Origin of the sequence: Natronomonas gomsonensis, from assembly GCF_024300825.1 — an archaeon.
In the GTDB taxonomy this organism is placed as follows: Archaea; Halobacteriota; Halobacteria; order Halobacteriales; family Haloarculaceae; genus Natronomonas; species Natronomonas gomsonensis.
In genome coordinates, this window is sequence record NZ_CP101323.1 from 180983 (window position 1) to 193250 (window position 12268).

Annotated in this window: 12 protein-coding genes; 5 read left to right on the forward strand and 7 right to left on the reverse strand. The window is 56.4% G+C overall.

What is annotated here, in order from left to right:
* Positions 1-2 precede the first annotated feature (2 nt).
* From NMP98_RS00980 to NMP98_RS00995, 4 genes are read right to left on the reverse strand one after another with little or no spacing between them, the layout of a single operon-like run.
* Positions 3-1808: an Env/VP5 family phage fusion protein gene (locus tag NMP98_RS00980; RefSeq protein WP_268105387.1), complete on the reverse strand. Its 1806-nt coding sequence runs from the start codon at positions 1806-1808 to the stop codon at positions 3-5.
* A 2-nt stretch (positions 1809-1810) separates the two neighbouring features.
* Positions 1811-2614, reverse strand: a complete 804-nt coding sequence (locus NMP98_RS00985) for a carboxypeptidase-like regulatory domain-containing protein (RefSeq protein ID WP_254859586.1) — start codon at positions 2612-2614, stop codon at positions 1811-1813.
* 5 nt (positions 2615-2619) lie between these two features.
* Positions 2620-3000, reverse strand: coding sequence for a DUF8023 family protein (locus tag NMP98_RS00990; protein ID WP_254859587.1), 381 nt, complete (start codon positions 2998-3000; stop codon positions 2620-2622).
* 4 nt (positions 3001-3004) lie between these two features.
* Positions 3005-3367: a DUF8023 family protein gene (locus tag NMP98_RS00995; RefSeq protein WP_254859588.1), complete on the reverse strand. Its 363-nt coding sequence runs from the start codon at positions 3365-3367 to the stop codon at positions 3005-3007.
* A gap of 190 nt (positions 3368-3557) precedes the next feature.
* On the opposite strand from NMP98_RS00995, the gene NMP98_RS01000 reads away from it, so the two are divergent.
* Positions 3558-3734, forward strand: coding sequence for a DUF8053 family protein (locus NMP98_RS01000; RefSeq protein WP_254859589.1), 177 nt, complete (start codon positions 3558-3560; stop codon positions 3732-3734).
* Between the two features lie 29 nt (positions 3735-3763).
* Here the strand turns inward: NMP98_RS01000 and NMP98_RS01005 are convergent, their stop codons facing one another.
* The 3 genes from NMP98_RS01005 to NMP98_RS01015 form a co-directional block, all read right to left on the reverse strand.
* A complete protein-coding gene (locus NMP98_RS01005; protein WP_254859590.1) occupies positions 3764-4840 on the reverse strand; it encodes a hypothetical protein in 1077 nt (358 codons plus the stop codon).
* Positions 4841-5941 carry a hypothetical protein gene (locus NMP98_RS01010; protein WP_254859592.1) on the reverse strand — a complete coding sequence of 367 codons (1101 nt, stop codon included), beginning with the start codon at positions 5939-5941 and terminating at the stop codon, positions 4841-4843. It lies immediately after the preceding gene.
* A gap of 347 nt (positions 5942-6288) precedes the next feature.
* Positions 6289-6714, reverse strand: coding sequence for a DUF7522 family protein (locus NMP98_RS01015; RefSeq protein ID WP_254859593.1), 426 nt, complete (start codon positions 6712-6714; stop codon positions 6289-6291).
* 319 nt (positions 6715-7033) lie between these two features.
* On the opposite strand from NMP98_RS01015, the gene NMP98_RS01020 reads away from it, so the two are divergent.
* The 4 genes from NMP98_RS01020 (at position 7034) to NMP98_RS01035 (ending at position 12151) form a co-directional block, all read left to right on the forward strand.
* Positions 7034-8485 (forward strand): ATPase domain-containing protein, encoded by a 1452-nt coding sequence (locus NMP98_RS01020; protein WP_254859595.1) that lies wholly within the window; start codon positions 7034-7036, stop codon positions 8483-8485.
* A gap of 2 nt (positions 8486-8487) precedes the next feature.
* Positions 8488-11067 carry a PAS domain-containing protein gene (locus NMP98_RS01025; RefSeq protein WP_254859597.1) on the forward strand — a complete coding sequence of 860 codons (2580 nt, stop codon included), beginning with the start codon at positions 8488-8490 and terminating at the stop codon, positions 11065-11067.
* Between the two features lie 105 nt (positions 11068-11172).
* Positions 11173-11388, forward strand: a complete 216-nt coding sequence (locus tag NMP98_RS01030) for a hypothetical protein (RefSeq protein WP_254859598.1) — start codon at positions 11173-11175, stop codon at positions 11386-11388.
* Positions 11389-11560: 172 nt separating this feature from the next.
* Positions 11561-12151 (forward strand): tyrosine-type recombinase/integrase, encoded by a 591-nt coding sequence (locus tag NMP98_RS01035; protein WP_254859600.1) that lies wholly within the window; start codon positions 11561-11563, stop codon positions 12149-12151.
* The last annotated feature ends 117 nt before the right edge of the window (positions 12152-12268 follow it).

A 12268-nucleotide genomic window follows, 5' to 3' on the forward strand; every position in this document is an offset into this window, starting at 1 on the left:
GGTTAGTTCCCCCGCGAGGCAATCGCGGCCAGCGTGACGAGCCCGCCGCCGACCCAGCCCAGCGCTGGAATGCCGTAGTACGACTGGTCGAGGATTGATGGCTCGTCGTCTCCGTTACCGCCACCGCCGCCTGTTCCGCCGTCATCCTGGGACTCCTCGTAGAGGTCAATGAGACGCTCGTTTTGCGCCTGGAGGTTGTCCCATTCCTCTTGGGTGACGTAGTTCGTATCATCCTGCGGCTCAGAATTCTCGAAGCCTGCGGAGTCGACCTCCTCGCCCGTTTCCCGGTTCGTGAATTTCTCGATAGTAAACTGCCCTTCGAGTTGAATCGTCTCATATCGAGTTTCGTCGGTCGGGGTGTAGAATTGAATCTCTGAGATCTCGGCTATCGAGTTGTCGAGTTGCCCGCTCACGTCGACGGTCCACACCGTATTCGAGGAGCCGTCGGTCCCCTTCGTGAAGTCTGACACCGTGACCTCGGCGGTCTCGTCGTAGTTCGTCGTTATCGCATAGGTGACGCCATCGAGCGGTTCGGCCTCGAACTCGACGATTCCACCGTCGACGCCTTTCGCGTCGTCGTACTGCGTCCAGTACCCGACGCCCGACCCCACGTCGTAGGTGAGATAGACCGAACCGAGATTATCACCTGACGGCGAGTAGGTGCCGGGGGTGAGAGAATCGGGCGGTGAGGTGATACCGAGGGTCCCTTTCAGAGATACGTCCTGACTGAGGTAGTCGAGCGAGACCGTTGCCTCTCGCTCGAAATTGACCGGAACGTTCAGCGCGAGGAGGTCAGCGACAGCCTGCGGGTACTTGCCGTCATCAGTCATCATTGCCGCCCGTTCGCGGGGCGTGATGAGATCCTCAACAGCAATCTCACCAGACTGCACCTGACCATATATGCTGTCAATCCAGAGGATTAGCCCGTCATTGACCGACGTGATTGTGTTCTGAATATTCGTCCAAATGTCGTTCCATTTGTAGAAATCCAAGTAATGGAACACATCGTGCGGTTCGACCTCTACGGACATACGGCGGTGGTCAACAGTATCGTAGTTACTGCTGCTCTCAGCGGTGGGGTCCCACCGCATAACGTCGTTGCCGCCGTGAGTGTCGTGTTTCAGCCGCTTTATCGTGAGTGTGGACCCATCGGTCAGCGTAATAGTCGTCTCAGGGAAGGCGAAGTCGTTAAACCCATGAGAGCTACCACCGCCAGTGTGCCAGTCGTCATCAAGGAAATCATTGATGACCGTATCAGGGTGGTCCTCGATAGACTGAAGGGTCAGCTCGAACTCGTTTATGGACTCGTGCCACGTCTTGAGCAGGTTAGACTCAATGGTTGTTGCGTAGCCTTCGAGCGCAGAGATAGCGGCAGTTTCCACATTAGACTGAGTCTCCCCAGCATTCAGAGCCTCAATAGCCGCAAGCTTGCCTTCGACGTAGAGGGTGTTGGAAAGACCGAGGTTGACGATATTTTGGTTGTCGACGATTGTACTGGCGTTGGTAGACTGACGAGTCAACAAGGTCTGATACACTTGGTCGAGCAGGGCGTCAGCAGACAGTCCATCGGCGGGCCCATCAGCGCCGAGGACAGTGTATTCTCGGAGCGCCCAGCCGAGCGCGACACCCGCGCCGTGAGCGGCGAGGTCTCCGAGCGGCCCGAACGCCGACGGCGTGATGGCCTCACTCCGCTCGACAGGGTCGAGAGAGACCCCAACCGCGGCGGCCCCGCCCGCGGCGGCAACCCCGCGCATGAAGCGCCGTCGAGACGGGGAGGGGACCGTGTCGTGAAGTTCACTGGCAGACATGGTCAGTTGTTCTCCATGTACCAGTAGCCACCCACGAGCATGAGCCCGACGATGGCCAGGACGGGGATGCCCCAGATGGAGCCGAGCGGAAGCCCGCCACCGGAGGAGCCACCGCCGCCTGCGACCGAGACAGTCGTTCCGTAGTCGGTGGCGTTGATGTCCTCGGAGTGGCCTTCGATGACGATGCGAACATCACTGTAGTTCGCTCGATGGCTGTCGGAAATCGTCACGTCGGAGTAGCCGACTCCCTCGCCGGAGAGGGTCATCGTCTCGTTCTTTAATTGTGTCTCGGTGCCCTCGGATTGGTTGACACCGACGAAGGTGACCGTCACGTCGGTCGAGTTGCCCGAACCGAGCGCTTCGGCTGTCGCCTCGCCCCAGACCGTCAGCGTGTTCGAGTCGAGGGCGACCGTCTCGTTGACGAGTTCGTCGGGTTCTTCGGACATCGTCACGGTCTGGGAGACTGCCGAGCCCGAGACCGTGATCGAGGACGCCGAAGCGTCCGCGTAGCCGTCGGCGGAGACTTCCGCGTAGTACGTCGCATCAGTGACCGACGAGAACGTCACTTCACCGTTCGCGTCGGTCGTCGCGCTACCCGCCTCTGTGTCGTCGGCGCTGTCGTAGAGGGTGACGGTCGCGCCCTCGATGGCCGAGCCGGTGTCGTCTTCGACGGTGATGGTCACGTCACCGGCCGCCGCTGCGGGTGCGACGGCGAACGACGAGAGGACCGTGACGGCCACGAGGGCCGCCAGCAGGATGCTTTTGAATCGATGCGTACCGTCCGTGGTGTTGGTGTTTCCGAACATGGTTTTCAGTTGATGTAACTCGCCAGGGTGATGCCCATCGTCTGGATGAGGAAGGTGACGAGCGAGTAGGGCGTCGCTGCGATGGTGTTCTCGACGATAGGGAAGAACGGCGGTGCGATGATGAGGCCGGCCGTCACGTAGACGACCCACAAATCAAGCCCGCCGAGTTCGCCCCAATCGATATCTCGGTTGATCGTCACCATCCCGAGGGCGATGAGGCTCATCACGCGAGAGATGGTGATTTCGACCCCGCCACGCTCGATGAGCGCTTGGCCGAGATCGATGCCGAAGAGGTCGCCGGAGACGAAGCCGAGCGTGATGGCGGCGCCGAGAGTGAACAGCGGAATCGCCACCCAGGTCTCCTTATCGAGTTGGAGTTTCGCCATCGGGCTATCCCCACTGGAGTCGGTGGTAGCCGACGTAACTCACCAGCGCGGCGGCCGCGCCCGTGAAGGGGTGGTAGTCGCTGATGAGACCCGTGATGAACGTGATATCGAAGTGGACACCAGCGAGGAAGACGACGGCCGCCGCGACGACGCCGAACTCCCACGCCTCGATGTCGTCGAGTGAGCGGCTTCCCATCAGGAAGCCGGCGGCCAGCGAGATGAAACCGGCCAACACAGCAAAGTCAGCCAGCGCGTAGGTCATCTCCGAGCCGAAGTCGAAGGTGCCGGTGAAGATGCCAGCCGCCGACAGGACGGCCAGTCCCATCACGATACCGAGCATCGACCGCGCGGTGCGTTCGATATTCATTGTGACTCTCCGCTGTGGGTCTGTTCTGTACCATCCGACAGAATCGTATCAGTAGCTTCCATGATACAGGTCTATAAAGTGGTCAAACTGTGGAGAATCGCGGAGTTTCATTCGGGTCCTTGCGGGACCATCGGGTTCGCTCGAACCCACTTGCACCCACGCTTATTACACCCGAGAGATGAGCGAGGATATGGAGTTTCGAAAGCTTCGGCAACTGGATTCCGAGAGTGGTGGGGTGACACTGCCGAAAGAACAGCTACGTGAGGCCGGGCTGCTCGACGAACATGGGCGTGTCGACGGTGGGTGCTACGTCCGAATCGAGCAGACCGACGAGGCCGAGTGGAAGATTCGAGCCGTCGGCGAATAGGCCTGTGTACGAGGACGTATTATAGATTCTCAGAACTCACTCAGCTGCGTCTGCTCACCCACCTTTTTGCGAGCGTACTCTCGGCATGCCTCCTGCATCTTGCTGTACCTCTCTTTGACTTTGTGTTCTTTCCACTTCTTCTTCAGCGTCTTCTCGATTCCCTTTCTGGAAGTGTACTGAGAGACAACCCGGTAATCCGAAGGACCGTCTTCCCAGTCCCTGAGTAGGCCAATCTCTTGTCCAAGTTCGATCAATTCGTCGGTGATCTCATCAATCCGCTCAGATCCGTAGTTCCGCGCACCCGCCTTGATCTCACGCCTGATGTCTAAGCGACCTATGAAGGTGTCTCGCCCTCTTGAGGAATAGGCGCGAGTGATTACCCGGAGCTGGTCAATGTCTGCAGATTCGGGTAGAACGTTAACTGCTCCTGTCGCGGTCTCACAATTCTCTAGTGCAGAGTTAAGCGAACCAATGGAGTGTTTGGCTAGTTTAGATAGTTCTGCGATGGGGTCGTCACCTGGGAGATTATCAGGGGTTTCGTCCGGCAGACTCTTCTTAATATTGAGTTCTTTCTCCGTTCTGTTCACGCCCCAGACCTTCACATCCTCGCCTCTCGCCAGTACTTTCCGAGATGCGGTAGTCGCGTAGTTATCGTACGTCGCTAGCACATACTCTGCGAACACCATCTCTCGCCCAAGGTAGTTCTCCTCGATATAGTCCTGCCACTCCTCGACCGCCTCTCGCTGCTCAAGGAGGTCGTTAATCTCGCTGCCAACGTTCGTTGGGAGGCTGGCCTTTGCTTCTCCAAATATGACCTTCCCCTCTAGGTCGTGGAGGAGGAAGTCGAAATTCTTGACTCCACACTCTTCTAGCGGATCCGCACGGACGAACTGGTATCCCTCTGGTGCAGACTGCACGAACGGGAAGACACAGAAATTGATTAGTCTCCGGTGCTCTCGCTCCTGGTCGATGAAGTTCTCAAGGTCTTCCTTGTACCCTTCACGGTCAAAATCCCTGTTCTTGGGTATTATGCACTCTTGATATGCACTTCTGAAATCGCTCGTATGATGGTCTGGTAGGTCGGAGGGAGGCTCGATATTGACCATCTATGTGGCAGTCTGAGAATTGTGCAGGTCCAGCTCGGCGCTCCCGTCAACGAGCTGCAACACACAAAAGTAGAACTCGATTAAGGAAGGAAACGAGCAGTTTGTCTCGGGGACGATTCGCATCTCGTCCGCAGTGGCGCTGATGTTGAAGAACGAGTTCCGATTCTCGTCGACTACCTGAGCGGAGAAGTCGAGTGAACCGGCCTGCATCGTCACATCTGTGAAACTGAAGTCGACCCGGTCGCGGTTTCTGGTGCCCTCGACAAAATCCTCCGCTAGTACGCGAGTGAATTCACGGTCGAAGGTGACTTCACCCGCTTCAACTTTGGGCACCGTAATCGACAAATTTCCCGATTCCACCTCCTCCTCGGTAAATCGGATCTCTTGAGTGATGTCTTTCAGCTCCAGAACGTTCTCGATGACTTCCTCGACAAGCTCGAAGAGGAGATCGAAGTTCTTCGAGTTTATCTTCTTCAGCGTGAACTTCCCGCGGGAGTCGATCTTCAGGGAGAGGTTCTGATGCTCGTACTGGATTCGGACAGGTACGACACCGTACCCGCTTCGGAGTTCCTCAATTGCTTCCTTCCCGTCCCGGCCTTTGTACTCAATAGAGCGCTGTACGCTGGGTCGAATCTCGGCCTCTGCCAGGTCGGGGACTCGCTCGGACTTGAATTCGGTAATTCGGACATCGTTGTGCTCCAGAACGAGTTCGTTCATGCGCTGGAAGTCTTCCAGCATGATTGGCATGAGGGAGATGTCGTCCCTCCGGCCTAGCATGGGGAGGAGAGCTTGATCGATAGCCTCCTGCGTCTCTGCAGTCAAGATTGTGATAATCTCGCTCTCGTCGCCGTAGGGGCCGATGAAGAAGTCCGCGCGATCTTCCGCTCCGAACCGATTCGTATACTCGGCAGAAACCTTCGTCATCTCCCCGTAATTCTGTGTTTCGTACCTGTCTGGGAAGTTCGAATTCCAGTCCTCGTCTGCGATGTAGAAGTAGAACTTGAGATGCTTGACGTGGTACTGCTCAAACGCGCTCTCAGTGTGGTCTATGACCTCCTGGCAGAGTTGCTCAAGCGTGAAACTACCCTGCTCTATTTCCATATTCGTGTCTCTCTCTTGTGATATGTCATGGTCGGCTATTATCTTTCCTTGTGGTTGCCTGATGGATAAAGGTTCTCTTGGGGTTAGTTCCGGTTGAGGTTCCTAATGAGGTGTTTGCAATTCTATTGATCGATTCTTACGATATGGTCTGTATGGAACCTTCTGGAATTGGCTTGAATGAGAACCCAATTAGATTGACTTCCGACTTGTGAAAGAAGTCGGCACTCAACCCCGCTATATGGACCCGGATTACACACTTCAACTTCTTAGGCGAACATTCTAGTGCAACCTCCTAGGAGAACATAACAAGGGGCTTGGTGCAATGGAACCCCCAACAATTAGTTATATTATTCATCCTTGCTTGGCGACTCGCCTTGGACAATCTCATGGCACTCATTGATGAACCCAGCTAGGGAGGTACCAATATCTACGTCAAAAGTGGCAACAATCCCCGACGTTTCGTCCCACGGCAATTGAATTACGAAGGCCTCCTCAAAGGAATACACACCCGCAATTGGTCTTCCAAGCGGGGCATCGGACACATTTGAATGATGAAGCGTCGTGTTAAGCTCGATGGCGCTCTGCACCAGAGCGGAGATCTGCTCTTCTGTGTAGCGCTCACGGAGCATATCGTCTGAATACACTCGAGTTGTTCCTTCAGGACGGTAGACAGTGACACTCCGAAGTTTGTCCCCCGTGCGCTTTTTGCAATATGCAGCGAGTCTTTCCGCACCCTCCTCAAGCATATTATTGTTGAAGTGGCCTTGCTTCATCAGTCCCTCGACAACTTTCGCCGCTCAAAATCCTGTATTAATATGTTTCTTCATCGATATAATGTACAGATCTATTACAGAAACCGTTCAATAGAGGGTCCCACGTATCAATCGACCGGCTGCTTTACTTGATACCCACCAACTACGCCGCACAAGATACAAAGAGTTGTACTCAGTAACTTGACCTTCTGATTAGACATGAGTTCCACGATGACCCGGACAGCTAATAGCTGAACTGATTATTTTGCCGGTATCGGCCATTTCTCTCCGGGAGAGGTGGGCAAATGATTATTGGTGTACAGCCGTAGGTCCACTCATAATGAAAGGTGGGTCTCGGGTCTCCTCGGGAATCGATGGTCTCGATACGTTGCTGAACGGGGGATTTCCCTCAAACCGTACATACATGGTTCGTGGTCGGTCCGGAACGGGAAAGACCATCGTCGGATATCACTTTCTCGATGAGGGACTATCCAACAGAGAAAACGTCCTATACATCACCTTCGAGGAACCGTCGGTCGAGCTGATAGAGAATGCAGAAACCCTTGGATTCGACTTCTCGGAGATGCCCATACTCGACCTGAGCCCAACGGGCGGTGAGTTCACCGACGAGGAGTCGTACTCTGTGCTAATGCCGAGCGAGGTTGAGGGAGAGTCGACGAAGTCGGCCATTACCGAAGCCGTTGAAGAGCACCAACCGAACCGTGTTGTAATCGACCCTCTCTCACAGTTACGCCATCTTTCTCCGGACGAGTACCAGTTCAACAAGACGGCCGCTTCCCTCATGCGGTATCTCAAGGACACGGGGGCGACGACGCTCTTCACGAGCCAACCAGACACAGAACAGGCCGATGAAGGGCTCCAGTATCTCTGTAACGGGTCGATAACCATCTCACGGACTGATGAAGGTCGGTTCCTCAAAATCGAAAAACTCCGAGGGTCAGACTTCCAGAGCGGCACCCACGCATTCCGTATCGACGACGGGAAAGGCATCCATCTCTTCCCCAAGCTCCGTCCGGAGAATCAACACCACGAATCGGCCTTTGAGACGGTGCCAACGAATGTTGGGTCACTCGATTCATTACTCGGAGGTGGCCTTGAACGAGGAAGCATCACGCTCGTCTCGGGGCCGAGCGGCGTCGGCAAGTCGACAACCGCTACAACGCTGGCTAGGGCCTTTACCGCCCGCAACGAGCGAGCAGCGCTCTACCTGTTCGAAGAGAGTGAGGAGAGTTTCAAACACCGCTCGTCAGCCGTTGGGCACCCGGTGAATGAATACATTGAGTCAGGAGACATGGTTGTTGAGGCCATCGAACCACTAACGCTATCTGCCGACGAGTTCGCCGACCGGGTCCGAACCGAAGTCGAAGAGAACGATACGAAGTTCGTGCTTATTGACGGGACTGCCGGCTACGAACTGAGCCTCCACGCCGAAGGAGACGACCTCCGCAAGCAACTCCATGCATTGGCACGCTATCTCCGAAATCTCGGCGTGACGGTGGTGATAACCGATGAGATACAGGATGTCACGGGCGGGTTCCGAGCCTCGGATAGCCATGTCAGCTATCTCGCCGATAACATCTTGTTCTTCCGATATATCGAGGTTCGTGGTGACGTACAGAAGGCTGTCGGTGTCCTGAAGAAGCGCTTCGGACCATTCGAGTCTACCTTGCGTTCGTTCCGCATAGACAGTGACGGGATTCATATCGGGGATCCCCTTGATGACCTTCGTGGGGTTCTGACTGGGACACCAACGTGGGATGGTGAAACGTAATTATGAGTGACGAAGAGCTACTGTTCGCCGAGGGAACGGAACCGGGAACATCGACCGGCAGTGAGACAATTTTACTCCTCCTCCAAGGCCAGCGCAACCGAGACCTCCTCGCAGAACTGCTCAATGACTACGAGGTGGCCGTGGCGGCCCCAGATTCGGACGAACCGCTTCCGAAGTTCGACCTCTGTATCGTCGGCGAAGCAAGCTACCGTGCGGTCGCTGACACTCTTGAGGGCCGAAAAAAGAACACAGGCGAACGGTACCTACCGGTACTCTTGCTGGTAGGAGAACGTGGTGGGCACGAGACCTCTCAGCGTCTACATGGAGTGGCCGACGATACGCTTCATATACCCGCAACAGAAGCGGTCGTTAGGTCGCGTGTCGAATCTCTGCTCCGGACCCGTCGGCAGTCACTGCAACTCGCATTGTACCGGCGGGCGATGGACGATTCGACGGCGGGTATCGCCATCGCAGATGCTGACTACGACCAGCCGCTGACCTATGTCAACGACGCGTTCGTGGAGATGACCGGGTACGATCGCGAGGAGGTGCTTGGTCGGAATTGTCGATTCCTGCAGGGCGAAGAGACCGAACCAGAGCCGGTTCAACAACTCCACAAGGCTATCGAAGCGGGCGAAGCCGTAAGCGTCGAACTCCGAAACTACAGGAAAGACGGTACAGAGTTCTGGAACCGCCTCGAAATTGCCCCTGTTCGCAACGATGCAGGGGAACTCACACACTACATCGGCTTTCAGACCGATGTGACGGCTCGCCACGAAGTCGAAGAGCGATTGCGTGAGGAGACCGAAACGCTCGAACGGCTGTTGGAGACGAGTCCAATCGGCATCACAGTGCTTGATGCCGACGGCCAGATTGTCCGCGCGAATGCGATGGCGGAGGAGGTTCTCGGGCTGGAGCGTTCGGATGCGGTCGGCCGGACGTTCGACGAACCGAACTGGGGCATTGTCGGAGAGAAGGGTGAACCGGTCGACATTGAGGATCTTCCGTTTAGTCACGTGATGGCAACTGGCAAGTCCGTCCGAGGTTACGAACACGGTATCACTGAGGGTGGCGAGACGCGCTGGCTCTCTGTTAACGCCGAACCCCTGACTGACGAGTCGGGCGAGCGAATCGGCGTTATCACGACCGTCGAGGATATCACTGAACAGCGAGCGCAAGAGCGCGAATTGGAACGTCTGGTTGACCTCCTCAACCAGATGCAGGATATCGCCGATATCGGCGGCTGGGAAATCGATACCGACGAAGGTGAAGCCGAGTTCACCAAGGGGCTCGCCCAGCTGCTCGGTGTCTGGCCGCGAACCGAGTTCGACCTCGATGAGGCGTTCGGGTTCTTCCACCCGGCGGATGAAGCAGAGGCCCGTGACGTGTTCGGACGGGTGGTGGCGACCGGTAAGCCTCAGGAGCTCGATTGTCGGATTCAAACTGTGTCCGGCGAGACCAGATGGATACACGTCCGAGGTCAACCGCACCAGTCCGAGCCCTCTGTCTACCGAGGTACCATTCAAGACATCACCGAGCGCAGGGAGCGCGGACAGGAACTCAAAGAGACGAAAGATCTGCTCCAGTCCGTGTTTGACGCCTCACCTATCGGGATACTTGCAGTGGACGAAGATGGCATCACACAGCTCTGGAGTATGGGGTGTGAGCGAATCTTTGGCTGGTCCGAAAAGGAAGCCGTCGGTGAACCGTTACCGAACGTTCAAGAGGAGAAGCAAGCGGAGTTCGACGAGTTGCGAACGGAGGTGATAGAGGATAAACAGCCGGTCATTGGCTACGAGACGGTTCGTCAGCGGAAGGACGGTTCGCTTGTCGACGTAACTCTCACGACGGCTCCGATGCGAGACAGCGACGGTGAGGTCATCGGCGTGGTGGGCCTCCTTGAGGATATCACCGACAGGAAGGAACGCGAACGTCGACTATCTGTGTTCGACCGGGTGCTCCGGCACAACCTCCGGAACAAAATGAACGTCATCCAGGGGTGGTCGGAGCTTCTCATTGATGACCCGACAAGCGAGGAAACAGCGGACGCTGCCGCCAAGATTCAGGAATCAAGCGACGAACTGCTCAAGCTCTCCAAGCTTGTCAGGGATTTCGAGACTGTCTCGGACCCCGGTGCATCCGACCTCGTCGAGACGGTTGATGTGGCCAGACACGTTGAGGAGATTGTGTCGGAATCGAAGTTGAGTTATCCGAGCGCCTCTCTTTCGGTCGAGACACCGTCCGTCGCTGAGGCAAAGGTCCACCCGGCGTTCGAACTGGCCGTGAACGAACTGATCGACAACGCGGTGAAACACAGTGGGGAGCAACCATCGGTTCACCTTTCGGTCACGATAGACGACGAGTCGGATGCTGTGGTTTTTCGCGTCGCTGACGACGGGCCTGGGATTCCTGACCTCGAACGACGGTCGGTCACCGCTGGGCAGGAGTCACCACTTCAGCACTCCAACGGACTCGGACTTTGGTTCGTGCGGTGGATGGCAACGAACAGTGGGGGTTCAATGCGAATCGAGGATAATGAACCGACAGGGGCAGTCGTCGAACTTCGGTTCTTGCGGCAGTGACGTGAGCAGACCTTCGAAGCCACCTGTGCAGGGGTGATATGGCTCCGATTATTTCATTCAAATTTTGGTAGTAGTATTTATACAGGTACTCGGGCATACATAGACATGGCCGACGAAGAGTCTATTCGAGCGCGCCTTTCTGACTCGCGAATCACGATTCATCACATCGGGGAAGACGAAGACGGCTCATTTGCTTGGATTGAGGTCGAAGGAACGCCTGACCTCGTCAGACAACTCACGGCGGATTCCTTCGAGATTGAAGACGGCGTTATCGAGACCGCCGACAGTCCGCCGGAGGCGGTTGTTCGGCCCAAGTTCTGACAAAACTCCGCAGTCGCTCTATTGACCGACTCTTCCACTGTGGTTTGTCTGGAAACGTCCATAATCGACTTCCCCACCAACCCGATTAAATTTCGCCGATTCGCCCCTATATCGAGACGCTCCACCCCACTTACCCCTACTCTTACAATCGGGTTGTCTGTCGTATCCGATTATGGTACGACTCGATGACTCTGGCGACGTGACGAAGTGCTGGCTCTCCCCCGACGAACTCGACCGGCTCGAAGGTGTGGCCGGTCGGAACGGCTGGGGGCGCGAAGTCGCCGTCCAACTGATGGGACGGTGCGGCTTCCGAGCGAGTGAGGTCACCTATCCCGCCGACGAACATCTCCGGTGGTCCGACGACGGCGACTGTTGGCTCGTCGAGGTCCGCGGGAAGAACACCAGTGGCGGCGACCCGAAGGTCCGCGATGCGTGGATGCCTGAAGCCGTCGCCGACGACATCCACAAGTTCAGTCGCGAGCGCGGGCTTGAGGCGAGTGAGGCGTGGGTCGACGCCTCGACGCCGTCGGTTCGGCGGTGGGTCAAGGAGGCCGCCGAGACGGTCGCCGCGGAGATCGACGACGAACGCTGGCTGGAAGTGTCGAGTCACGACCTCCGACGCTCGTGGGCGACGTACCACCTCGTCGAACGGCAGGTGGATGTGCGGACAATGATGTCCATCGGTGGGTGGTCGGATTACTCCGCTATCGAGCCGTATCTCGCCGAGCCGACCGAATCACGTATCGGCGCTGCGATGACTTGAGCTATTACCCAATCGGAAGGGCGAGTGGTGTTGATCAGGTTTCGATTATATATCTATACCTAATATGTTAGGGGAAATGCTTTGCTCGTTCCCCACCGTTTCTCCCATATGGAGGTC

Bases quoted from the DNA above. Each gene is read 5' to 3' on its own strand.
- NMP98_RS00980 (WP_268105387.1), bottom strand. From the start codon at position 1,808: ATGTCTGCCAGTGAACTTCACGACACGGTCCCCTCCCCGTCTCGACGG.
- NMP98_RS00985 (WP_254859586.1), bottom strand. From the start codon at position 2,614: ATGTTCGGAAACACCAACACCACGGACGGTACGCATCGATTCAAAAGC.
- NMP98_RS00990 (WP_254859587.1), bottom strand. From the start codon at position 3,000: ATGGCGAAACTCCAACTCGATAAGGAGACCTGGGTGGCGATTCCGCTG.
- NMP98_RS00995 (WP_254859588.1), bottom strand. From the start codon at position 3,367: ATGAATATCGAACGCACCGCGCGGTCGATGCTCGGTATCGTGATGGGA.
- NMP98_RS01000 (WP_254859589.1), top strand. From the start codon at position 3,558: ATGGAGTTTCGAAAGCTTCGGCAACTGGATTCCGAGAGTGGTGGGGTG.
- NMP98_RS01005 (WP_254859590.1), bottom strand. From the start codon at position 4,840: ATGGTCAATATCGAGCCTCCCTCCGACCTACCAGACCATCATACGAGC.
- NMP98_RS01010 (WP_254859592.1), bottom strand. From the start codon at position 5,941: ATGGAAATAGAGCAGGGTAGTTTCACGCTTGAGCAACTCTGCCAGGAG.
- NMP98_RS01015 (WP_254859593.1), bottom strand. From the start codon at position 6,714: ATGAAGCAAGGCCACTTCAACAATAATATGCTTGAGGAGGGTGCGGAA.
- NMP98_RS01020 (WP_254859595.1), top strand. From the start codon at position 7,034: ATGAAAGGTGGGTCTCGGGTCTCCTCGGGAATCGATGGTCTCGATACG.
- NMP98_RS01025 (WP_254859597.1), top strand. From the start codon at position 8,488: ATGAGTGACGAAGAGCTACTGTTCGCCGAGGGAACGGAACCGGGAACA.
- NMP98_RS01030 (WP_254859598.1), top strand. From the start codon at position 11,173: ATGGCCGACGAAGAGTCTATTCGAGCGCGCCTTTCTGACTCGCGAATC.
- NMP98_RS01035 (WP_254859600.1), top strand. From the start codon at position 11,561: ATGGTACGACTCGATGACTCTGGCGACGTGACGAAGTGCTGGCTCTCC.